This window comes from Amycolatopsis sp. WAC 04197, assembly GCF_003947475.1.
Taxonomy (GTDB): Bacteria; Actinomycetota; Actinomycetes; order Mycobacteriales; family Pseudonocardiaceae; genus Amycolatopsis; species Amycolatopsis japonica.
In genome coordinates this window covers 188180-210885 of the sequence record NZ_QHJK01000007.1, presented here as the reverse complement: position 1 = coordinate 210885, position 22706 = coordinate 188180, and the positions used below count along the sequence as shown (strand labels likewise).

The 22706-nt window shown below is 69.6% G+C and carries 19 protein-coding genes and 1 riboswitch; of the genes, 7 read left to right on the top strand and 12 right to left on the bottom strand.

Annotated elements, in window-relative coordinates:
• The first annotated feature begins 107 nt into the window (after positions 1-107).
• Genes paaZ through paaE form a run of 6 tightly spaced genes read left to right on the top strand, consistent with a single transcriptional unit; the run spans position 108 to position 5770 of the window.
• Positions 108-2138 carry a phenylacetic acid degradation bifunctional protein PaaZ gene (paaZ, locus tag DMC64_RS25065; RefSeq protein WP_125735518.1) on the top strand — a complete coding sequence of 677 codons (2031 nt, stop codon included), beginning with the start codon at positions 108-110 and terminating at the stop codon, positions 2136-2138.
• Complete coding sequence (gene paaA / locus DMC64_RS25060) at positions 2135-3076, top strand: 1,2-phenylacetyl-CoA epoxidase subunit PaaA (RefSeq protein WP_037346626.1); 942 nt, start codon at positions 2135-2137, stop codon at positions 3074-3076. The genes paaZ and paaA overlap by 4 nt, the downstream gene beginning before the upstream one ends.
• Entirely contained in the window at positions 3073-3357 is a 285-nt protein-coding gene (gene paaB, locus DMC64_RS25055; RefSeq protein WP_037346994.1) for a 1,2-phenylacetyl-CoA epoxidase subunit PaaB, read from the top strand. Before paaA ends, paaB begins: the two co-directional genes overlap by 4 nt.
• A gap of 1 nt (position 3358) precedes the next feature.
• On the top strand, positions 3359-4216 hold the full coding sequence (gene paaC / locus DMC64_RS25050) for a 1,2-phenylacetyl-CoA epoxidase subunit PaaC (protein WP_125735517.1): 858 nt from the start codon (positions 3359-3361) through the stop codon (positions 4214-4216).
• Positions 4210-4698 (top strand): 1,2-phenylacetyl-CoA epoxidase subunit PaaD, encoded by a 489-nt coding sequence (gene paaD / locus DMC64_RS25045; protein WP_037346628.1) that lies wholly within the window; start codon positions 4210-4212, stop codon positions 4696-4698. The genes paaC and paaD overlap by 7 nt, the downstream gene beginning before the upstream one ends.
• 1 nt (position 4699) lies before the next feature.
• Positions 4700-5770: a 1,2-phenylacetyl-CoA epoxidase subunit PaaE gene (paaE, locus tag DMC64_RS25040; RefSeq protein ID WP_125735516.1), complete on the top strand. Its 1071-nt coding sequence runs from the start codon at positions 4700-4702 to the stop codon at positions 5768-5770.
• Positions 5771-5833: 63 nt separating this feature from the next.
• Here the strand turns inward: paaE and DMC64_RS25035 are convergent, their stop codons facing one another.
• Positions 5834-7405: an ABC-F family ATP-binding cassette domain-containing protein gene (locus DMC64_RS25035; protein WP_125735515.1), complete on the bottom strand. Its 1572-nt coding sequence runs from the start codon at positions 7403-7405 to the stop codon at positions 5834-5836.
• 889 nt (positions 7406-8294) lie between these two features.
• Here DMC64_RS25035 and DMC64_RS25030 point away from each other — a divergent pair.
• Positions 8295-9383 carry a dihydrofolate reductase family protein gene (locus DMC64_RS25030; RefSeq protein ID WP_125735514.1) on the top strand — a complete coding sequence of 363 codons (1089 nt, stop codon included), beginning with the start codon at positions 8295-8297 and terminating at the stop codon, positions 9381-9383.
• Between the two features lie 201 nt (positions 9384-9584).
• Here DMC64_RS25030 and cobN read toward each other — a convergent pair whose 3' ends face one another.
• From cobN to DMC64_RS24975, 11 genes are all read right to left on the bottom strand, one after another.
• Positions 9585-13166 (bottom strand): cobaltochelatase subunit CobN, encoded by a 3582-nt coding sequence (gene cobN / locus DMC64_RS25025; RefSeq protein WP_125735513.1) that lies wholly within the window; start codon positions 13164-13166, stop codon positions 9585-9587.
• A gap of 53 nt (positions 13167-13219) precedes the next feature.
• Positions 13220-13292, bottom strand: a riboswitch (cobalamin riboswitch).
• A 51-nt stretch (positions 13293-13343) separates the two neighbouring features.
• Positions 13344-14021 (bottom strand): response regulator transcription factor, encoded by a 678-nt coding sequence (locus DMC64_RS25020; protein ID WP_125735512.1) that lies wholly within the window; start codon positions 14019-14021, stop codon positions 13344-13346.
• Positions 14006-15448 carry a HAMP domain-containing sensor histidine kinase gene (locus DMC64_RS25015; RefSeq protein ID WP_233629800.1) on the bottom strand — a complete coding sequence of 481 codons (1443 nt, stop codon included), beginning with the start codon at positions 15446-15448 and terminating at the stop codon, positions 14006-14008. Before DMC64_RS25015 ends, DMC64_RS25020 begins: the two co-directional genes overlap by 16 nt.
• Positions 15432-15680, bottom strand: coding sequence for a hypothetical protein (locus DMC64_RS25010; RefSeq protein WP_037346637.1), 249 nt, complete (start codon positions 15678-15680; stop codon positions 15432-15434). Before DMC64_RS25010 ends, DMC64_RS25015 begins: the two co-directional genes overlap by 17 nt.
• A gap of 56 nt (positions 15681-15736) precedes the next feature.
• Positions 15737-16891, bottom strand: a complete 1155-nt coding sequence (locus DMC64_RS25005) for a glycerate kinase (protein ID WP_125735511.1) — start codon at positions 16889-16891, stop codon at positions 15737-15739.
• A 17-nt stretch (positions 16892-16908) separates the two neighbouring features.
• On the bottom strand, positions 16909-18345 hold the full coding sequence (locus DMC64_RS25000; RefSeq protein WP_125735510.1) for an SLC13 family permease: 1437 nt from the start codon (positions 18343-18345) through the stop codon (positions 16909-16911).
• 235 nt (positions 18346-18580) lie between these two features.
• Entirely contained in the window at positions 18581-19834 is a 1254-nt protein-coding gene (locus DMC64_RS24995) for an HNH endonuclease signature motif containing protein (RefSeq protein ID WP_125735509.1), read from the bottom strand.
• A gap of 164 nt (positions 19835-19998) precedes the next feature.
• Positions 19999-20664 carry a UvrB/UvrC motif-containing protein gene (locus DMC64_RS24990; protein WP_125735508.1) on the bottom strand — a complete coding sequence of 222 codons (666 nt, stop codon included), beginning with the start codon at positions 20662-20664 and terminating at the stop codon, positions 19999-20001.
• Complete coding sequence (locus tag DMC64_RS24985) at positions 20661-20906, bottom strand: helix-turn-helix transcriptional regulator (RefSeq protein WP_005162705.1); 246 nt, start codon at positions 20904-20906, stop codon at positions 20661-20663. Before DMC64_RS24985 ends, DMC64_RS24990 begins: the two co-directional genes overlap by 4 nt.
• Positions 20907-20909: 3 nt before the next feature.
• A complete protein-coding gene (locus tag DMC64_RS24980) occupies positions 20910-21761 on the bottom strand; it encodes an ABC transporter permease (protein ID WP_125735507.1) in 852 nt (283 codons plus the stop codon).
• A complete protein-coding gene (locus DMC64_RS24975; protein ID WP_125735506.1) occupies positions 21758-22663 on the bottom strand; it encodes an ABC transporter ATP-binding protein in 906 nt (301 codons plus the stop codon). Before DMC64_RS24975 ends, DMC64_RS24980 begins: the two co-directional genes overlap by 4 nt.
• Positions 22664-22706 lie beyond the last annotated feature (43 nt).

The window sequence follows — 22706 nt, the reverse complement described above, 5'->3', positions numbered from 1 at the left end:
ATGTCAAGGGTCCACCGCCGTCAGGGGGTTTGCAAGACCCCGGTCAGGAGCTACAGTGAATTACTGAACGGACGGTCTGTTAATCCCACCATCGAAGGGTCGGCCCCATGGCATTGCTGCGCAGCTACGTCTCCGGCGGGTGGCACACGGCGGAAAGTGACGGAGTACCGCTGCACGACGCCTCCACCGGCGAAGAGGTCGCCCGGGTCTCGTCCGACGGCATCGACTTCGCCGCCGCGCTGGAGTACGGCCGCCGCGTCGGCGGCCCCGCGCTGCGCGAGCTGACCTTCCACCAGCGTGCCGCGCTGCTGAAGGCGCTGGCCTCCCACCTGCGTGAACACCGCGAGGAGCTGTACGCGCTCTCCGCGCGCACAGGCGCGACCAAGGGCGACTCGATGGTCGACATCGACGGCGGCATCGGCGTGCTGTTCGCCTACTCCAGCAAGGGCAAGCGCGAGCTGCCGAACGACACCGTCTACGTCGACGGCAACGTCGAGCCGCTGAGCAAGGGCGGCACGTTCGTCGCCCAGCACATCGCCGTGCCGCTGCGCGGGGTCGCCGTCCAGATCAACGCGTTCAACTTCCCCGTCTGGGGTCCGCTGGAGAAGTTCGCGCCCGCGTTCCTCGCCGGGGTGCCGAGCCTGATCAAGCCGGCCAGCCAGACCGCGTACCTCACCGCGCGGCTGGTCGAGATCATCATCGAATCCGGCATCCTGCCCGAGGGCACGCTGCAGTTCGTCGCGGGCAGCGTCGGCGACCTGCTCGACCACGTCACCGCGCAGGACCTCGTCTCGTTCACCGGCTCCGCGTCGACCGCGCAGAAGCTGCGCGCGCACCCCGCGATCGTGCGCAACTCGGTGCGGTTCAACGCCGAGGCCGACTCGCTGAATCTGTCGATCCTCGGCCCGGACGCCAAACCCGGCACCACCGAGTTCGACCTCTACGTCAAGCAGCTGACCACCGAGATGACGGTCAAGGCCGGTCAGAAGTGCACCGCCATCCGCCGCGCCTTCGTTCCCGCCGACCTGCTGGACGACGTCGCCGAGGCCGCGAGCGCACGCCTGGCGAAGACCACCGTCGGAAACCCGACCGCCGAGGGCATCCGGATGGGTGCCCTCGCCAGCCTGGAGCAGCGCGAGGAGGTCCGGCGGTCGCTCAAGGCGCTGCTGGACGTCGGCACGGTCGTCTTCGGCGACCCGGAGCAGGTCGAGGTCGTCGGCGCGGACGCCGAACGCGGCGCGTTCATCTCACCCGTACTGCTGAAGGCCGACCCGGAACGCTCCGAGCCGCACGAGGTCGAGGCGTTCGGCCCGGTGTCGACGCTGCTGCCCTACACCTCCACCGAGCAGGTCATCGAGCTCGCCGCCCGCGGCGGCGGCAGCCTCGTGGGCTCCGTCGTTTCCGCCGACAAGGAGTTCGTGCGCGAGGTCGTCCTCGGTGTCGCGCCGTACCACGGCCGCCTGCTCGTGCTGGACGCCGAAGACGCCAAGGAGTCCACCGGGCACGGTTCCCCGATGCCGCAGCTGGTGCACGGTGGCCCCGGCCGCGCCGGTGGGGGCGAGGAGATGGGCGGCGTCCGCGGCGTACTGCACCACATGCAGCGCACGGCGGTCCAGGGTTCGCCCGCCGCCCTGAGCACGGTCACCGGCCGCTGGGTCGCGGGTGCGCCGCGTGCCGAAGGCGACGTCCACCCGTTCCGGAAGTCCTTGGCGGAGCTCAAGATCGGCGACTCCGTGGTCGCAGGCCCGCGCACCGTCACCCAGGAGGACGTCGACCACTTCGCCGAGTTCACGGGCGACACGTTCTACGCCCACACCGACCCCGAGGCCGCAGCGGCGAACCCGCTGTTCGGCGGGATCGTGGCGCACGGGTACCTCGTGGTCTCGTTCGCCGCCGGCCTGTTCGTCTCGCCCGAACCCGGCCCGGTGCTGGCGAACTACGGCCTGGAGAACCTGCGGTTCCTCACCCCGGTCAAGGTCGGCGACTCGCTGACCGTGACCTTGACCGCCAAGCAGATCACCCCGCGGATCGACCAGGAGTACGGCGAGGTCCGCTGGGACGCCGACGTCACCAACGCCGACGGTGACTCGGTCGCCAAGTACGACGTCCTCACCCTGGTGGCGAAGGAGCAGTCATGACCGCGACGTTGCCGGAAGAAGACCTCGAACGGCATTTCGAGGCGACGATCGAGCGCGACCAGCGCATCGAACCGCGCGACTGGGTGCCCGAGGGTTACCGCAAGACGATGATCCGGCAGATCGCGCAGCACGCGCATTCGGAGATCATCGGCATGCAGCCGGAGGGCAACTGGATCACCCGCGCGCCTTCCTTGCGGCGTAAGGCGATCTTGCTCGCGAAGGTGCAGGACGAGGCCGGGCACGGGCTGTACCTGTACTCCGCGGCCGCCACGCTCGGCGCCGACCGCGCGGATCTGACCGACAAGCTGATCAACGGCAAGCAGAAGTACTCGTCGATCTTCAACTATCCGACGCTGACCTTCGCCGACGTCGGCGTGATCGGCTGGCTGGTGGACGGCGCGGCGATCTGCAACCAGGTTCCGTTGTGCCGCAGCTCGTACGGGCCGTACGCGCGCGCCATGATCCGCATCTGCAAGGAGGAGTCCTTCCACCAGCGGCAGGGCTACGAACTGCTGATGACGATGATGCGCGGCACCGAGAAGCAGCGCGAGATGGTGCAGGAGGCGGTGAACCGCTGGTGGTGGCCGTCGCTGATGATGTTCGGCCCGCCGGACGCGGATTCGCCGAACACCGCGCAGTCGATGGCGTGGAAGGTCAAGCGGCACACCAACGACGAGCTGCGCCAGCGCTTTGTCGACATGTCCATTCCGCAGGCCGAGGCGCTGGGCGTCACCTTCCCGGACCCGGACCTGAAGTGGAACGCCGAGCGCGGGCACTACGACTTCGGCGCCGTCGACTGGGACGAGTTCAAGAACGTGTTGAAGGGCAACGGCCCCTGCAACGCCCAGCGCGTCGCGCACCGGCGGCGGGCCCAGGAAGACGGCGCGTGGGTGCGGGAAGCCGCCTCGGCGCACGCAGCGAAGAAGGGTTCGCGATGAAACACGACTGGCCGTTGTACGAGGTGTTCGTCCGGGGCAAGCGCGGGCTGAACCACGTGCACGTGGGTTCGCTGCACGCGGCGGACGACGACATGGCGTTGCACCACGCGCGGGATCTGTACACCCGCCGCAACGAGGGCGTGTCGATCTGGGTCGTGCGCGCGTCGGACATCACCGCGTCCTCGCCGGACGAGAAGGACCCGTTCTTCGCGCCCAGCGGCGACAAGGTGTACCGGCACCCGACGTTCTACGAAATCCCCGACAACGTCCCCCACATCTGACATGAGCTTCGACAACGCCTACGAGGCGATCACCGAGGAGAACGACTCCCGCTGGGCCTTCGGCACCGGGTTCGAGGATCCACTGTCCGGTGTGGACACCACGGTTCCGTCCGGTGTGGACGGTGACAGGCTGGCGGCCTACTGCCTGATGCTCGGCGACGACGCGCTGATCTTCTCGCACCGGCTGCAGGAGTGGTGCACGAACGCGCCCGAACTCGAGGACGAGGTCGCGATCGCGAACATCGCGCTCGACCTGCTCGGACAGGCCCGGCTGCTGCTGGCCCGCGCGGGCAAGGCCGACGGCAGCGAGCGTTCGGAGGATTCGTACGCCTTCTTCCGGAGCGAGCAGGAGTACCGCAACGTCCGGCTGGCCGAACTCGAAGGCGGGCACTTCGGGCATCTGATCGCGCGGCTGCTGGTGTTCTCGATCTGGCGGCTCGCTTTGCTGCAGCGGCTTCAGTCCTCTGTGGACCCGGTGCTCGCGGCCATCGCGGACAAAGGGGTCAAGGAAGTCGCGTATCACCGCGACTACGCCGCCCAGTGGGCCGTGCGCCTCGGCGACGGCACCGAGCTGTCCCACGCGCGGATGCAGGAGGGCCTCGACGCGGTCTGGCCGTACGTGGACGAGCTTTTCGCGGCGCACGAGGTCGAGTTCGTCGAGTCGCCGTCGCTGCGGCCGGAGTTCGACGCGATCCTGGACCAGGTGCTGGCCGCCGCGACGCTGAAACGTCCCGAAATCGGTGCCATCGCCGGGGTTTCCGGCCGGATGGGCCGCGACGGCGTGCACACCGAGCGGATGGGCTACCTGCTGGCGACACTGCAGAGTGTCGCCAGGGAACATCCGGACGCGACATGGTGACCGCGTACGCCGTGGCGGCCACGGTCACCGACCCGGAACTGCCGATGCTCACCCTCGCCGACCTCGGCGTGCTGCGAGAAGTGTCCGAAGAGGACGGTCGGGTGGTCGTCGCGATCACCCCGACCTACACCGGCTGCCCGGCGATGGACACCATGCGCGACGACCTCGTGCACGCGTTGACCGGCGCGGGTTACGGCGAGGTCGAGGTCCGCACGGTGCTGCAGCCCGCCTGGTCCACCGACTGGATCACCGAAGACGGCAAACGGAAACTGGCCGAGGCCGGGATCGCGCCGCCGGGCGCCGCGCCGCGGCGGACCGGGCCGATCCCGCTCACGCTGAGCCCGGCGGTGTCGTCGGTCCGCTGCCCGAACTGTGGTTCCGCGGACACCGAAGAGCAGTCCCGGTTCAGCGCGACCGCGTGCAAAGCCTTGCGCCGCTGCCGGTTCTGCCTCGAACCGTTCGAACACGTCAAGGAGATCTAGCGTGACCGCAACCCTGCGCCGCACGGGATTCCACGCCCTGAAGGTGGCGGACGTCCAGCGCCTGTGCGACGACGCCGTCGCGGTGACCTTCGACGTGCCCGACGAGCTCGCGGACACCTTCCGCTTCAAGGCGGGGCAGTCGCTGACCCTGCGCCGCGAGATCGACGGCCGCGACGAGCGCCGGTCGTACTCGATCTGCGCGCCCGCCGGCGCGGCGCCGCGGGTCGGCGTCCGTGAGGTGCCGGGCGGGCTGTTCTCGTCGTGGCTCGTGCGCGACGTGAAACCGGGCGACGAGATCGAGGTGGCACCGCCGACCGGCAACTTCAGCCCCGATCTGGAAGCCGCCGGGCATCACGTGCTGATCGCGGCCGGATCGGGGATCACGCCGGTGTTGTCGATCGCGTCTTCGCTGCTCAGCGACTCCGACGCGACGGTGACCGTGCTCTACGGCAACCGCCGCACGGACACCGTCATGTTCGCCGACGACCTCGCGGATCTGAAGGACCGTTACCCCGCGCGGCTCGAACTCGTCCACGTGCTCTCGCGTGAGCCGCGCGAGGCCGAACTGTTCACCGGGCGGCTCGACGTGGAGAAGCTGCGGCGCCTGTGCACCGTGCTGATCCCGGTCGAGGACGTCGCGCACTGGTGGCTGTGCGGGCCGTTCGAGATGGTGACCGGCGCGCAGGAACTCCTGCGCTCGCTGGACGTCGCCGAGGAGCGGATCCACCAGGAACTGTTCTATGTGGACACTCCGCCGGAGCCGGTGCATCACGTCGACCCGGCCGTCGTGGGTGCGTCCAGCGAGGTCACGCTGGTGCTCGACGGCCGGTCGACGACGATGACGCTGCCGCGCGGGACTTCGGTGCTCGACGGCGCGCAGAAGTTCCGTCCGGATCTGCCGTTCGCCTGCAAGGGCGGCGTGTGCGGCACCTGCCGGGCGAAGATCTGCGACGGCAAGGTGGACATGCGGCGCAACTTCGCGCTGGAGAAGGCCGAAGTCGACGCCGGTTTCGTCCTCACCTGCCAGTCTGTGCCCGTCTCCGATGCCGTCACCGTGGACTTCGACGCCTGACCCACCCTCGCATTTCGTCCTCTGGATGCGGTACTTGCGTGTGCAAGTACCGCATCCAGAGGACTAATTGCGGAGGGGGAGCCATCGGGTGATGCCGATGTCGCTCAGGAACGGCCGGTCATGGCTCGCCACGATCAGCGTGCCCCGGTAGGCCAGCAGCGCCTCGGTGAGCCGCCGCACGCTCGCCAGGTCGAGGTTGTTCGTCGGCTCGTCGAGCAGCAGGAGCTGAGGCGTGGGCTCGGTCAGCAGCAACGTCGCCAGCGCGGCCCGGAACCGTTCCCCGCCGGACAACGACCCCACCTCGCGGTCGGCCGCCTTGCCCCGGAACAGGAACCGCGCGAGCCTCGCACGGATCTCGTTGTCCGTGAGCGACGGCGCGACCAGCCGCACATTGTCCACAATGGACAAAGTGTCGTCCAGTACGTCGATCCGCTGGGGAAGCAGCCTCGCAGGGACGAACAGCCCCACCTCGCCCGACTTCGGCGGCAGCTCGCCGGCGATCGTCCGCAGCAGGGTGGTCTTCCCCGAACCGTTCGGGCCGGTGAGCGCGATCCGCTCGGGGCCCATGACGTGCAGGTCCACCGCCGGGCCGAACCGGGGCACGGCGTCGATGCGGAGCACGTCCGTGCCGCGGGCGACGGTCGTCTCCGGCAGCTCGACACGGATCTCGGCGTCCTCCCGCACCAGTTCCTCGGCGGCCTTCAGCGCCTCGACGGCGCCTTCCAGCCGGTCGGTGTGCAGGTTCCGATACTTGCCCGCGGCGATCTGCGCGTCCTCCTGACGTTTGCGCATCCGCACCTTGGGTTCGCGTTTCCGGTCCCACATCTGCTGGCCGTAGCGGGCCCGCCGGGCGAGTTTGATCCCGGCCTCGACCAGCTCCCGCTTCTGCCGTTTGACGTCCGACTCCGCCGCGCGCACATGTCGCCGGGCGGCCTCCTGCGCGACCTCGACGGCGTGTTCGTAGTCCGCGAGGTTGCCGCCGTACAAGGTGACCTCGTGCTCGCGGACCTCGGCGATCCGGTCGACCAGCCGGAGCAGTTCGCGATCGTGCGAGACCACCACGAGGATCCCACCCCAGCCCGCGACCTCGCGGTGCACGAGTTCACGGGCCCGCAGGTCGAGGTTGTTCGTGGGCTCGTCGAGCAGCAACGCGGCGGGACGGCGCAGCAGCAGGGCGGCCAGCCCGAGCAGCGTGAGTTCGCCGCCGGACAGCTCGCCCGCCCGCCGGTCCAGGCGGACGGCCTCCAGGCCGAGCCGGTCGAGGATCGCGCGGATGCGTTCCTCGACGTCCCAGTTGTCGCCGATGGTGGCGAAGTGCTCTTCGGTGGCGGAACCGTCCTCGACGGCCCTGATCGCCGCGCGGATCGCGGTGACCCCGAGCACGTCGTCGACGCGGCGGCCGGTGTCGAGGACGAGGTTCTGCGGCAAGTAGCCGAGTTCACCCGGTGTGGTGATGGAACCCGTCGTGGGCCGCAGCTCGCCGGCGAGCAGCCTGAGCAGCGTGGACTTGCCGGATCCGTTGGTGCCGACCAGGCCGGTGCGGCCGGCGCCGAGGGTGAGCGAAAGGCGGTCGAACGCCGGGGCGCCGTCGGGCCAGGTGAAGGTGACGTCGGAAAGCGTCAAGGAAGAAGACATGAGACTCCCTGCGAAGGAGGTGGATGAGGGCGCAGGTTCGTCTCAGAAGATCACCGTGGCAGGGTAGCTCGTGGGTGGCCGGGTGGCGACCGATTTTTCGATGTGGGGCCCGGTCGCAGCTCTGGATCATGCGACCGCAACCACCGTCGCCGATATTCGGCGACACGGGGACGATCCCTGGTGCCCTAGGCGCTGTTGTCGAATTGCGGCAATGCGGGGGAGTCGGTCATGTGGCTGCGGTTAGCGTCGTGGATTCCGCGGTCGTTGCCGAATTGCGGCAATGGTCGCCGGTGCGGTCGGCCCTGATTCGGTGCGGGGGTGGTCCCTGGTGTCGGCAGGCGTTGTCGCCGATTTGCGGCAACGGTGCAGGCGTGTCGGTCTCGGTCACGTGACGTCGGACCGGTCCGGGTTCCCGCAGGTGGTCGTTGCCGAATTGCGGTAACGGCCGCCGTGCGGTCGGCCCTGATGCGGCACGGGGGCGGTCCCTGGTGCAGGCAGGCGCTGTCGCCGAATTTCGGTAACGCCGAGGGTGTCGTCCTTGATCGCGCGACATCGGGCGGTCCCGGGTTCCCGCAGGAAACCGTCGCCGATTTGCGGCAACGGCCGCCAGGTGCGTCGGCCCTGGTGTGGCATCGGGCCGGTCCCCGGCAGGTGCGGTCGCCGATTTCCGGCAACGGTGCAGGCGTGTCGGTCTCGGTCACGTGACATCGGGCGGTTCCGGTTCCCGCAGGCGGTCGTTGCCGAATACCGGCAACGGCACCAGAGCGTCGCCCCGACGCGGCACCCGACCCCGGCTCAGGCCGTCGCCGAATCCCGGCAACGAACGACCCGCCACAGAGCCCCGAGTCACGGCCTGTCCCAAACACCCACGAGAGGCATACTGGCGAGCGTGATCGAACGCCCTCATGTCCTGCTCTCCGCCGCGGTCTCGCTCGACGGCTACCTCGATGACGCGAGCGACACCCGGCTGGTGCTGTCGAACCAGGAGGACTGGGCCAGGGTGGACGGCCTGCGTGCCGCGTCGGACGCGATCCTCGTCGGCGCGAACACGGTGCGTGCGGACAACCCGCGGTTGCTGGTGCGTTCTCCGGAGCTCGTGGCGAAAAGGGTCGCGGAAGGACGCCCGGAGCAACCGGTCAAGGTCACCCTCACGCGGAGCGGGTCACTCGATCCGGCGGCGCAGTTCTTCACTGTCGGCGACACAGAGAAGCTCGTCTACGTGCCGCCCGGCGTCGTCACGGGGGTGAAGGCGACCGTCGTCGAACTGTCCGGCCTGAATGAAATGCTGGCCGATCTCCACGCGCGCGGCATCCGGCGGCTGATGGTCGAAGGCGGCGGCGCGATCCACACCCAGTTCCTCACCGAGGGCCTGGTCGACGAGCTGCATCTGGCCGTCGCGCCGTTCTTCGTCGGCGACCCGAACGCGCCGCGCTTCGTAGGGCCAGGTGCGTACCCGCGCGGGCTGACCTTGGTCGAAAGCACAAGGCTGGGCGACATCGCGGTTCTGGAGTACCACGCGACGCCGGAACCGTCCGATGTGGACATCCGGCACCTGCGCGAGGCCATCGCGCTGGCGGAGAACTGCCCGCCGCGCACCTTCCGCGTCGGCGCGGTGATCACCGCCGCCGACGGCGAAGTGCTCTCCACCGGTTTCTCGGGCGACGGCGATCCCGCCAACCATGCCGAAGAAGCCGCGCTCGCCAAACTCGAACCAGGGGATCCGAGGCTGGCGGAGGCGACGATGTACACGTCACTGGAGCCGTGCAGCTCGCGGACGTCACATCCGCGAAGCTGCACCCAGCTCATCCTCGACGCCGGCATCCCGCGCGTCGTTTTCGCCTGGCGCGAGCCGTCGGTGTTCGTCGACTGCGTCGGCGCCGAGACACTGGAGGCGGCCGGACGCCGGGTGATCGAGGTACCCGCCCTCGCCGCCGACGTCCGCCGCGCGAACACCCATATCCCGGGTGTCCACCTCTGAGCTACTTGCAGGCGTCGCAGCAGCCGCAGCCCTGACCGGTGCACGCCGAGCAGCAACCGTGGCGAAGCACGACCCTCAACAGACGCTTGATCATCGCTGTCCTCCCGATCATTGACGTCCCACCGCCCTTGTCACGCTAAGTTCTGCGCATACGACAGTGGTACCGCCGGGAGTGCCACGGCACTGCTCCAGCGGGTGATGTCAGGATTCGAGATCCCCCTCCAGCGATAGGTAGACCTCGCGCAGCTGAGCCAAAAGATCGGCGTCCGGCTCCGCCCACAGGCCCCGATCGGCCGCCTCGTTCAGCCGCTCGATGATGCCGCGCAGCGCCCACGGGTTGGCCTGGCGCAGGAACTCCTGGTTGACCTCGTCGAGCACGTAGGACTCGGTGAGCTTCTCGTACATCCAGTCACCGACCACACCCGCGGTGGCGTCGAAACCGAACAGGTAGTCGACCGTCGCCGCCAGCTCGAAAGCGCCCTTGTAGCCGTGCTTGCGCATCGCCGCCAGCCAGCGCGGGTTGACCACGCGGGCCCGGAAGACGCGGGCGGTCTCCTCGCCGAGCGTGCGGGTGCGGACGGCGTCCGGGGTGGTGCTGTCGCCGACGTAGGACGCGGGCGCGGTCCCGGTCAGCGCGCGGACCGTCGCGATCATCCCGCCGTGGTACTGGAAGTAGTCGTCGGAGTCGGCGATGTCGTGCTCGCGGGTGTCGGTGTTCTTGGCCGCGACCACGATCCGCTTGTACGAGTTCTCCATGTCCTCGCGCGCCGGCCTGCCGTCGAGGTCGCGGCCGTAGGCGAAGCCGCCCCAGACCGCGTAGACCTCGGCGAGATCCTTGTCGTCGCGCCAGTTCCCGGAATCCATCAGCGGCAGCAGGCCCGCGCCGTACGCGCCCGGCTTGGAGCCGAAGATCCTCGTGGTGGCCCGGCGTTCGTCGCCGTGCGCGGCCAGATCCGCGCGCGCGTGGGCCCGCACGAAGTTCTGCTCGTCCGGCTCGTCGAGGTTCGCCACCAGGCGCACCGCGTCGTCCAGGAGAGTGATCACATGCGGGAAGGCGTCGCGGAAGAACCCGCTGATCCGCACGGTGACGTCGATCCGCGGACGGCCGAGTTCGGCGAGCGGGATCGCCTCGATGCCGGTGACACGCCGTGACGCCTCGTCCCAAACCGGCTGGACACCCAGCAGGGCGAGGACTTCCGCCGCGTCGTCACCCGACGTGCGCATCGCCGACGTGCCCCAGACCGAGAGACCGACCGAACGCGGCCAGTCGCCCGTGTCCTCCTTGTAGCGGCGGAGAAGCGAGTCCGCGAGCGCCTGTCCGGTCTCCCACGCGAGACGGCTCGGGATGGCCTTCGGGTCGACGGTGTAGAAGTTGCGGCCGGTCGGCAGCACGTTGATCAGGCCGCGCAGGGGAGAACCGCTGGGGCCCGCCGGGATGTAGCCGCCGTCGAGCGCGTGGAGCACGGCGTCGATCTCGGCGCCGGTGCCCGCCAGGCGCGGCACGATCTCGGTGGCGGCGAAGGTCAGCACGCGGGCGACCTCCTGGTGTTCCGGCACCTCGGCGACGACTTCGGCGACGGCGGCGGGGGACCAGTCCCTGGCCTCCATCGCCTCGACGAGCGAGCGCGCCGTCTGCTCGATGGCGTCCACTTCGGACAGTGGGGCGTCGCTGTTCTCCTTGAGCCCCAACGCGGACCGCAGGCCCGGGATCGCGCCCTGTTTGCCACCCCACATCTGCTGGGCGCGCAGCATGGCGAGCACGAGGTTGATCCGCGCCTCGCCCACCGGCGCGGCGCCGAGGATGTGCAGGCCGTCGCGGATCTGGGCGTCCTTGACCTCGCACAGCCAGCCGTCGATGTGCAGCAGGAAGTCGTCGAACTCCGCGTCGTGCGGGCGTTCTTCGACACCGAGGTCGTGGTCCAGTTTCGCGGCCTGGATCAGCGTCCAGATCTGCGCGCGGACCGCGGGCAGTTTCGCCGGGTCCATCGCGGCGATGTTGGCGTGCTCGTCGAGGAGCTGTTCCAGCCGGGCCATGTCGCCGTAGCTCTCGGCGCGGGCCATCGGCGGGATCAGATGGTCGACGATCGTGGCGTGCGCGCGCCGTTTCGCCTGCGCGCCCTCGCCGGGGTCGTTGATCAGGAACGGGTAGATCAGCGGCAGATTGCCCAGGACGGCGTCCGGCGCGCACGAGTCCGAGAGACCCGCGGTCTTGCCGGGAAGCCATTCCAGCGAACCGTGTTTGCCGAGGTGGACGACGGCGTGCGCGCCGAATTCCTCCTCCAGCCAGCGGTACGCGGCCAGGTAGTGGTGGCTCGGCGGGAGGTCCGGGTTGTGGTAGATCGCGACCGGGTTCTCGCCGAAACCGCGCGGCGGCTGGATCATCAGGATGACGTTGCCGGACTGCAGCGACGCCAGCACGATGTCCCCGTTGTCCACGTAGAGTTCGCCGGGCGCCGGGCCCCAGTGCTCCTCCATGTCCTCGCGCAGTTCCGCGGGCAGCTCGGCGAACCACTCGCGGTACTTGTCCGCGGGCACGCGGATCGGGTTGCCGGACAGCTGTTCCTCGGTGAGCCACTCCGGATCCTGGCCGCCCGCGGCGATGAGCGCGTGGATCAGCGCGTCGCCGTCGGGCTGGTCGGTGCCGGTGGGTTCGACGCCGGGGAACGGATCGTCACCGAGGTCGTAACCCTGGTCGCGCATGCGGCGCAGCAGTTCGATCGCGGACGCGGGCGTGTCGAGGCCGACGGCGTTGCCGACGCGGGAATGCTTCGTCGGGTACGCGGACAGCATCAGCGCGATCCGGCGTTCCGGCGGGGGAGTGTGGCGCAGGCGGGCGTGCGCGAGCGCGATCTTGGCGACCCGCGAAGCGCGCTCGGCGTCCGGCACGTACTTGGGGAGGCCGTCGTCGTCGATCTCCTTGAACGAGAACGGGACGGTGATGAGACGGCCGTCGAACTCGGGGACGGCCATCTGGTTGCCCGCGTCGAGCGGCGAGAGGCCGTCGTCGTTCGCGGACCAGGTCTCGCGATCGCTGGTGAGGCACAGTGCCTGCAGGATCGGGATGTCGAGCGCGGCCATCTCGGCGACGTCCCACGCCTCGTCGTCGCCACCGGCGCCGACCTCGGACGGCCGGGTGCCGCCGGCGGCCAGCACGGTGACCAGGAGCGCGTCGGCCTTGGCCAGCTCGGCCATCATCTCCGGCTCGCGGGTGCGCAGGGAGGCGCAGTGGATCGGGAGCGCGCGGCCCCCGGCGTCCTCGACGGCGTCGGCGAGGGCGTGGACGAACTCGGTGTTCCCGGACAGGTGATGTGCCCGGTAGTAGAGGATCGCGACGACCGGGCCCTCGGTGCTCTTCGGCTCGCGCTCCAGGACGCCCCACAGCGGCTGCACGGCGGGTGGCTCGAAGCCGTCACCGGTGAGCAGGAGGGTGTCGCTCAGGAACCGGTGCAGCTGGGTGAGGTTGGCCGGGCCGCCCTGCGCGAGATACGCGTGCGCCTCCGCCGCGGTGCCCGCCGGGACGGTGGACAGTTTCATGAGCTGCGCGTCCGGCGTCTGCTCGCCGCCGAGGACCACGACGTGCGCGCTGCTCGCGCGGACCGTGTCGAGCCCCTCCTGCCAGCTGCGCTCGGAGCCGAGGATCCGGACGACGACGATGTGCACGCCGTCGAGCAGGGAGGGCAGCTCGGCGAGGTCGAGGCGGGCCGGGTTGGCCAGCCGGTACTCGGCCTCGCTGGAACGGGCGCTGAGCAGGTCGGTGTCCGAAGTGGACAGAAGCAGGATCACGGCAGTCCTCACTCGGGGTGTCCGCGCCCCGGGTCGGGTGGTCGCGACGGCCGGAGTTCCTGGCTCCCCTCCCGTGCCGGGAGGGTGACAGTGGCGGGACCGCCCCGGACTCTCACCGGGTTCCTCCCTCTGCCGTCGCATGGGTCGAGTTCACTCTCCGGTGCGCTCCGGCGGGAGTCAAGGTGATGTGTGACCGGGGTCGAACGCGTACCCCATCCCGCGCGCGGTGCGGATGTGGCCCGCCCCGATCTTGCGCCGCAGGGTGCGGACGTAGACGTCGACGATGTTGGAGCCCGGGTCGAAGTCGTACCCCCACACGTGCGAGAGGATCTGCTCGCGGGTCAGCACCTGGCCCTGGTGGCGGATGAACAGCTCCAGCAGGGCGAACTCGCGCGAGGTCAGGTCGACACCGGTGCCGTCGACGTCCGCGCGGCGCGTGCGCAGATCCAGCGACAGCGGGCCCGCGTGCAGCACCGTGGTCTCGGCGACGAGTTCGGTGCGGCGCAGGCGGAGCCGGATCCTGGCCAGCAGCTCGTCGAAGCGGAACGGTTTGGCCATGTAGTCGTCGGCGCCGCCCTCCAGCCCGGCCAGGGTGGTCTGCGGCGAATCGTGCGCGGTGAGGATCACCACCGGGATGGTGTTGTGCTGTTCGCGCAGCGTCCGCAGCACGGACAGGCCGTCGCGGGAGGGCAGGCCGAGGTCGAGTACCAGCAGGTCGTAGCCGTCACCGAGGGCGTACTGGAGGGCCTGCTCACCGTCCGCGACGACGGTGGTGGTGAAGCCGTTGGCGACGAGCCCCTTGCGGACGAACGAGGCGATGCGCTCCTCGTCCTCGGCGATCAGGATGCGGGCCACGACGTGCCTCCTTCGGCTGAACGAACCGGGATTTCGATGGTGAACCGGGCGCCGTGTCCCGGCGCGGATTCCAGGCGCACCAGGCCGTGCTGGGCCTCGGCGATGGCGCGCACGATCGCCAGCCCGAGCCCGGCCCCGCTCCGATGGCCGCCCGACGGACCCCGGTTGAATCGCTGGAAGATCTTCTCGGCGTCCTCTCGCGGCACTCCCGGGCCATGGTCGGCCACCCAGAACGACACGGTGTCCTCGGTGACGGCCGAGCCGATCAGGATCTCGTCGCCGTCTTCGGTGTGCTGGACCGCGTTCTGGGCCAGCTGCACCACGGCCTGGGTCGTGCGCTGCTCGTCGAGCGGCACCTGGCCCTCGCCGAGCGCCTCCAGCCGCCAGCGACGATCGCCGATGGTGCGGACCTTGGCGTAAAGATCGCTGGTCAGCTCGGTGACGTCGGTGAGGGCGAGGGTGACGAAGTCGGGCTGCTCGGCCTTCGCCAGCAGCAAGAGATCGCCGACGATGCGGTTCATCCGGTCCAGTTCGTCGACGCACAGCCGGATCGCCTCGGCCCGCGCGACCGGGTCGTCGTCGAGCAGTTCGAGATGGCCGAGCACGATCGTGATGGGCGTCCGCAGTTCGTGGCCGGCGTCGTCGAGGAAGCGCCGCTGGGTGGCGAACGCGAGGTCGAGCCGGTCGAGCATGGCGTTGAACTGTTCGGCGAGCGCGGCGACGTCGTCGCGGCCGTCCACCGGGATGCGGCGGGTCAGGTCGTGTTCGGTGATCTCGGCGGCGGCGCGGCGCACCAGCCGCACCGGGGCGAGGATCTGCCCGGCGACCAGCCACGCCGCGGCCCCGGCCAGGACGAGCCCGAGCAGCCCGACGAACAGCAGGGTCCGCACGGTGGTGGCGATCTCGGCGCGGTCGCGGTCCACGAAGTAACCGACGACGAACGAACCGCGGTCACCCTCTCGGGTGCCGGACGCGTCGACCCGGATCCAGCGCATCTCGCCGGCGGGGGTCTCCACGCTGCCGCTGCGCGCCGGGTCGGCGAGGATCGGATCCAGCACCGCCGGGCTCTCGCCCAGCCGGAACGGTTCCTCGCGGTCCTGCAGGATCGGCCCGGACGACGGCGTCCAGGCCAGGACCACTTCGTCGTCGTCGACGTACTGGCGCCGCAGATGCGCCGACAGCGCGGACCGCACGTCCGGGAACGGCTGCCCGGTGGCGCGGTCCACCCCCTCGGCCAGCACCTGGCCCAGTTCGGCGGCCTCCTGCTCGAGCGCGGCGTTGACGTCGCTGTCGACCTCGCGCAGCAACAGGTTGTACGTGACCAGCGTCGTCGACACCGTCACCACGGCGACGAGCAGCAGCAGCCAGCCCATGATCCGGACGCGCGCGGGGACCGCCCGCATCCTGGTTTCAGTCGTCGTCGGCACCGTCGTCGTCCTGGTCGTCGCCGGGCGGGACCACCGGGGGCGGTGGCACGACCACCGGCGTGGAACTGCTCGGCGGAGGGGGCTGGGTGGTCGACGTCGGATGTTCCTTCAGTTTCACCTCGATCGGCGCCTGCGGCGCGGGCGGCTCCGGCCATGCCCAGGTGACCGCGGCCGCACCGAGCGGGAGCGCCACGGCGGCGATGAGGAGGGCGATACGCGGCGAACGGGCCATGGCTCCACCCTTCCGGTCGTCGATGTGGCGAAGATGAGGACAAGATGAAGGAATCTTCACATAACGGGCGTGGACAGACGGGTGCCGACCAGCACCATCCGCAGCAACCGTTCGGCGGCGTCGGTGAGGAACTCCGCGCCGCGCAGGATCGCCTCGTCCAGATCCACCGGGCCGGGCTGGATGGCCTGGAAGGCGTCGATGCCGACCGCGTAGGTGGTGTCGGCGTCCAAACCGATCCGCCCGGCGAGCGCGACCACCGGCTTGCCGTGCGCCTTGGCCCGGCGCGCGACCTCGGCGGGCACCTTCCCGTGCGGGGTCTGGGCGTCGATCGTGCCCTCGGCGGTGACCACGAGATCGGCCGCCGCCAGCCGCGCGTCGAGGTCGACGTGGTCCAGCAATACCTCGAAGCGTGGCAGCAGCCGGGCTCCCAGCGCCGCGCACAGCCCCGCGCCGAGGCCTCCGGACGCGCCGGAGCCGGGGACGAGCGCGACGTCGGCGCCCAGATCGCGGCGCAGGACGTCGGCCCAGTGGTCGAGCGCCGCCGACAGCCGCTCCACCTGCTCGGGAGTGGCGCCCTTCTGCGGGCCGAACACCCTGGCCACGCCGCGAGGGCCGCACAGGACGTTGTGCGGGTTGACCGCCAGCCGGAGTTCGGTGTCCGCGAGTCTCGGATCGAGCCCGGACACGTCGATGTGGCGGGCCCGCGCCAGCTCCGCCCCGCCGGGTCCCACCTCCTGACCGGCGCGATCGAGCACCCGGGCACCCAGCGCCTGGAGCGCCCCGGCGCCGCCGTCGGACACGCCGGAATCGCCGCAGCCGACGAGCACCGACGAACAGCCCGAGTCGAGCGCGGCGATCATCAGCTCGCCGACGCCCCGGCTGGTGGTGCGCCCGGGATCGCGCCGATCGGCGGGTACCAGGCGGAGACCCGCGGCCGCCGCCATCTCGACCACCGCCGTCGACCCGTCGCCGAGAATCGCGAAATGGGAGCGCACCGGCAGCCCGACCGGACCGGTGACGACGGTGTCCACGATCTTTCCGCCGGTGCTCCCGGCCAGGGCCGCGGCCGACCCCTCGCCGCCGTCCACGAGCGGGACGCGGTCGATCTCCGCGAACGGGACGACCCGCAGCACGCCCTCGGCGATGGCGTCGGCGGCGGCTTCGGCACCGAGACTTTCCTTGAACCCACTGGGGGCGACGACGATCCGCATGACTTCCTCCTGGTGGTTCACGGGATGAGCGAGAGGCCGAGGTGCGGCCAGACGAGCAAGGCGAAGACGGCGACGACGACCACGTGCAGCGGCGCGAGCACTTTCGACAGCCGGAGCAGGTCGCGGGACGAATAGGTCGGCACGCCGTCGATGTCGGAGAAGAGGGCGACGGGTTTGGCGGACGAGGTGAGGGTGTGGCAGAACCCCGCCGCCGCGGTGGAGGCGAACACCGCCGCGGCCGGGGCCAGCCCGGTGGCCGCCGCGAGCGGGATCACCACCGGCACCAGCACCGAAGACCGCGCCGAGCGGGACTGCACCGCCAGATGCGCGGCCGTGCTCACCACGATCACCGCCGCCAGCACCATCCACGCCGGCGCGCCCCGGACGGGACTCAAGGCCACGTCCGCCACCCACGCCGCCGCGCCCGACCCCACCAGTGCGCCGCCCAGCGCGGCCGTCGCGGCGGTGAAGAGCAGCAACGACCACGGCACGGTCTTCAGGGCCGTACCCGTGGTGACCCGATGCGGTGGCACGCACATCGCCAAGGCGCCGACGAGCCCGACCAGCGCGGGCGGCAGTCCGTGCCACGGCTCGGTGCACCACAGCACCAGCACGGCTCCGATGGTGACCGCCGCGCACCGTTCCGTCCGGGTCCACGGCCCTCGCGGCGGGAACCTGGAGCGCAGGTCGAACCGCTCGCGACGGTCTTCGCGGGTGGTGAACAACCGCAAGACGACCTCGGCCGCGAGATGGGACGAGACCACCGCCAGTGGCAGGCCGAGCAACAGCCAGCGCAGGAAGCCGATGCCGTCGCCGGTCGCTTCACGCAGAAGCTGATCGGCCACCAGATGCGCGCCCGCGCCGATGAGCGTCGAGACCGCCGACAGCAACACCACCGTCGGGAACAGCACCGAGAGCGCCTTGACCATTCTCGGGAGCGCGCTGGCCAAGGCGGTGAACACCGGCACGGCCAGCGCCGCCCGCCCCGACGTCGAGGGGACCACCAGCGACGAGACCACCACCGCGACCGTCGACAGATGCGCCAGCCCGCGCACCGATCGCGCCCGCGCCGGGACCAGGGCCACGAACCGGTCGACCAGTCCTGAAGCGGTCAGCCCCGCCGCCAGCACGAACGCCGCGATCAGCAGCCACACCAGATCCGCACCGAGGGTGGCGAACAGGTCGGCGGGGGCCAGAACCCCTGCCACGGCAAGGACGGCCACCGCCGCCAGCGCGATCCACGTGTCGTCCAGGCTGGTCAGGATCCAGGCGCCCACTGCCGCGGCGAAGACGGCCAGGACCAGTGCGCCCTGCCAGCCCGGTCCGCCCGGCACGAGCGCGGTGCTCAGCGCCGGGATGGCTGTCGTGGGGATCAGCCATGCCTTGGTGTGCTTGGGTTTTTCGGGGTTGGGGGGCTTTCTCGGTGGGCTGGTCGTGTAGGTGTAGGCGGTCACGGTGATGAGTTTGTGGCGCGCTTCTGAATCGTCCGTTAAGGACGGATGAGGAGGTCTTCATGTTGGTTGGGGCTTTGGGGTTCTGGGTTTTCGGGTGCGGGTGTTTCGGTCGTGACTGGCTGGTGGTGATGGGCTGTGGATTTTGGGACGTCAGATGTCCCGAAATCCACACAGTCGCCGACTGCGGGCATGACGAAGGGCCCGTCGACGGCGTGGCCGACGGGCTCTTCGGTGGTCAGACGTGATGCAGGGTGTTGCGACGGGGTTGTCGGAGCGGGTCCCGGTATTGGGGTGGGATGAACTCCGGTAACCCATCGGCCGCCATCCGGACTTCCCAGTCACCGTGGTGAATCAACCGATGATGGAAGCCACACAGCAGCACGAGATTCCGAAGATCGGTCGGACCTCCGTCTGCCCAATGATGAATGTGGTGGGCGTGGCAATTCTTGGGTTTCCGGTGACAGCCGGGGAAGGCGCAGCCGCCGTCTCGGATGTTGAGTGCGCGTCGTTGGCCTGGGGTGACGAATCGTCTCAGCCGCCCCATATCCAGCGGCTCACCCGAGGCGCTCATCACGACCGGCACCATCAGGCAGTCGCAGGCCGCGAGCCGGGCTTCCCGGGCGGTCATGGTTCCGACGAAGTCGAGGCAGGCGGTGCCGAGACCGGATTTGAGTTCCTCAAGCCCAATGGTCACGTGGACGAGGGTTCGGTAGCCGCTGGTGCCGGGCTGGTCCGGGCAGGCGATGGCCAGGTCCAGGAGTTCGGCCCAGGCGTCTCCCAGGCGTTCGCATTTCATCCGCAGATCCGCTTGGCCGAACTCGTCGACCGGCCGTGGCTGGGCGTGCGCCTCCAGCGCGGCGGCGGTCCGGGCCCCGGTCTCGTCGTCGAGGAGGCCGGTGAGTTTCCAGAACCCGTCCTTGCGGCGCTCCAGGGTGATCTCGCGGCGCGGTTCCTTCGGTTCGGGATCTTTGGGTTCGTTGCCGTCGGGATTGAGCCAGCCCTGCAGTTTCGCCTCGGCCTTGGCGAGCTGCCGAGGGCCAGCACTCGGGGCAAGGTCAGCGAGGATCTTCTCCGCGCTCTCCCGATCCTCGGCAGACGTGTCGGCGGGGAGGTTCTTCAAGATCTCCAGGATCTGATCAATCCGCTCATCCCCGACCAACCCCTGAGCCGCCACCGCGGCAGTCGCCGGTGCGACCGGCGGAACCTCCGTGCCATCCAAAGCTCGCGTGGGATTGAGCGCGATGGCCCGCTTGACGATTGGGCCCGCTTCGCCGCGTGATAGTCCCGCCAGCTCCGCGAACCAGCTGGCCGTGCTGCCATGCCCGTACAAGTCTTTGACGCCACGAGACTCGATCTCCGCCAAAAACCGCCCCAGACAAGCGGTCGCCATCCGGATCACCTGCAACGACTGCTGCACGCCATGGGCAAGCTCCAGCTTGCCGGCGCGCCACAGTTCCTGCGGCAGTTCGGGGAGGAAGGTCTCGGACACCCCTCCATAATACCCAAAGAAATCGAACACGTGTTCGTAATTTTAAGCAACAACCCAACTCGCACCGACAACACGGAAGGGTGAAACAGTCGCCAACGCCGATTCACCCTAAGTGACCCGCATTTAGTCGACTAAATGCGGAAGAACCCGCCGCATTTAGTCGGCTAAATGCGGCGAAGGAGGGCGGCGACCTCGGCCCGCAGCGAAACGACCGCCTCGGCCAGATCCACCGGATCGACGGTCGCCGCCCATTCCCGGATGAGTACGGAGCGCCGCCGCTCGACCTCTTTCTCCTTGTCGCGGATGAGACCAGCCTGGGTGTACTCCTGCGCATCGACGGCCGCTTCCTTGCGTCGCCGATATTCGGCGATCTCGGAAGTCAGCGCCTCGATCTCGACGGGCGGGTCCGCAGGGCCGCGCTTCGGACTGCCGGGCCCAGGGCCTCCCCAGGGGACGTTCTTATCCAGAAAGGGAGCCCAGATCCGCGCGTAAGCCTCCCGCACCCGCTCCTCGGTCACCCCGTGTTCGCCCAGGACGCGAGCCGCTCCGCCCCCGGCGGCCAGCAGGCCGGCGACCAGCTCCACCAAACCCGAGGATCGGGGCACGTCAAGGACTTCGGCCGTGACCGGATAGCCGTCGATGCTTCCGGCGGCAGGCGACGAAGCCGCTTTCTCCAGTCGCCCCACAAGGACATCGCGAGAGATCCCCAAAGCATCCGGGAGCGCGTGTCCGACGCCGTCGTCGAGAACGGCGAGCAGAAGTTCCTCGCCCCCGATGCGATCGCGCCCCAGTCGGACCGCGTGCGCGTGCGCCCGCTCCAGCAGGCTCACGCCGACCGCTCCGACGAAGAGTCCCCGATCCGCGGGAAAGGGGCGGTGGAGAAGATGATCTCCACCGCCACCTCGAAGAACTCCGCGATCCGCAGGGCGAGGTAGAGGCTCGGGCTGTACTCGCCGCGTTCGAGGTAGCCGATGGTCTGGTAGTGCACGCCCAGCGCATCGGCGAGTTCGCGGCGGGAAATGCCCCGTTCCGCCCGCAACATCGCGATCCGGTTGTAAACGACCTCGCTCATGAGCTAGCCAATTCGCTGCATCGCCTTTTCCCGTCGTGCCGCCACCGAGGACCCGGACTCGCGCCGCGCCATACGCCGCAGGACGACCGGGGCCAGCGTCAATCCGATCACGGCCCACACCGACAGCACGCCGAGGGTCTCCCAAGGCCGCCAGGACTGGCCGATCTCGATGGCCACCGTCGAGTCCGGCAGCAGCGCCGACCGCATGCCGAGGCCGAGCCAGTACATCGGGAACACCTGCCCGAGGTACTGCAGCCATTCCGGCAGCGCGGTGATCGGGTAGAAGATCCCCGAGATCGCGCCGATCCCCAGTGTCGGCAGCATGATCAGCCCGATGCTGCGCGCGTTCGAGGTCAGCGAGCCGAAGATCGCGCCGATCGGCATCGTGGCGAGCAGGCCGAGCACCAGCACCCACAGCAGGCCCAGCCACGACGTCAGCCCGCCGGGCGCGATGCCGTCGAACAGGATCAGGCTGGGGATCAGTACCAGCAGCATGCCGATGACGGTGCTCATCGACACCGTGACGACCTTGCCGACGAGGTAGCCGATCATCCCGTTCGGGGTGGCCTTGGCGCGCAGGAGCGTGCCGTCCTCACGTTCGACGGCGAGGACGCCCGCCATCCCGAGCATGCCGGTGAACACGATCGACGCGCCCAGCACGCTCGGCACGGTGGCGGCGCCGAGCGAGAACTCCATGCCCGGCAATTTCGCGTCGCGCATGAAGAACATGACGATCACGAAGATCGCCGGGTAGAGGAAGGTGTTGAAGAGGTCTTCCCGGTTGGTCATCATCTGGCGGGCCTCGAGCCAGCCGCGCCGGAAGCCCAGCCGGACACTGTGCTGGATCGTGTTCATCGCGCGCCCACCGCCTCCAGGGATTCGGCCTTGCGGACCAGGGTCATGTACGTGTCTTCGAGCGACGCCCGCCGGACCTCCAGATCGCCGATGGCGTCCCCGTGCTGTTTGAACAGTTCGTGCACGTACTTCGTCGATTCGGTCGTGGAGTGCACGAACCGCTGGCCGTCCAGCGTCCAGCGCACCTCGGCCTCGCCGGCGATCTGCCTGCTCAGCGCGTCGGCCGAACCGTCGGCCACGATGCGGCCGTGGTTCAGGATCAGGATCCGGTCGGCCAGCTTCTCGGCCTCGTCGAGGTCGTGCGTGGTCAGCAGGATCGTCGTGTCGTCGTCATCGGTCAGCCGGTGCACGAGTTCGTGGAACTCGCGCCGCGCCTCCGGGTCCAGCCCGGCGGTCGGCTCGTCGAGGAACAGCAGTTCCGGGCGGCCGACGATGCCGATCGCCACGTCGAGCCGTCGCCGCTGCCCGCCCGAGAGCATCCGGACCTTCTTGTCCGCGTGCGCGGTCAGGCCGACCGCGGCGACCAGCTCGTCCGGATCCCACGGCCGCCTGATGCGATCCGTGGAGTACGGCGCGTAGTAGCCGCCCAGGTGCTCCAGCAGCTCGCGCACCCGCCATTTCGCGTGGTCGCGCCAGGCCTGGAGGACGACCCCCAGTCGCGCCCTCCAGTTCTCGTCGGCGTGCGCCGGGTCGACGCCCAGCACGTTGACCTCGCCCTCCGACCGCATCCGGAAGCCTTCGAGGATCTCGATCGTCGTGGTCTTGCCCGCCCCGTTCGGGCCGAGCAGGCAGATCACCTCGCCGCGGTGCGCGGTGAAGTCGACGCCGTGGAGGACGTCGTTCGTGCCGTACCGCATCCGGAGATCTTTGACGGAGATCATCACGTCGTGTGGATCTCTCATTTGGTCACCCCCATCTCAGTGCTGCGATCGAATGTAGCACACC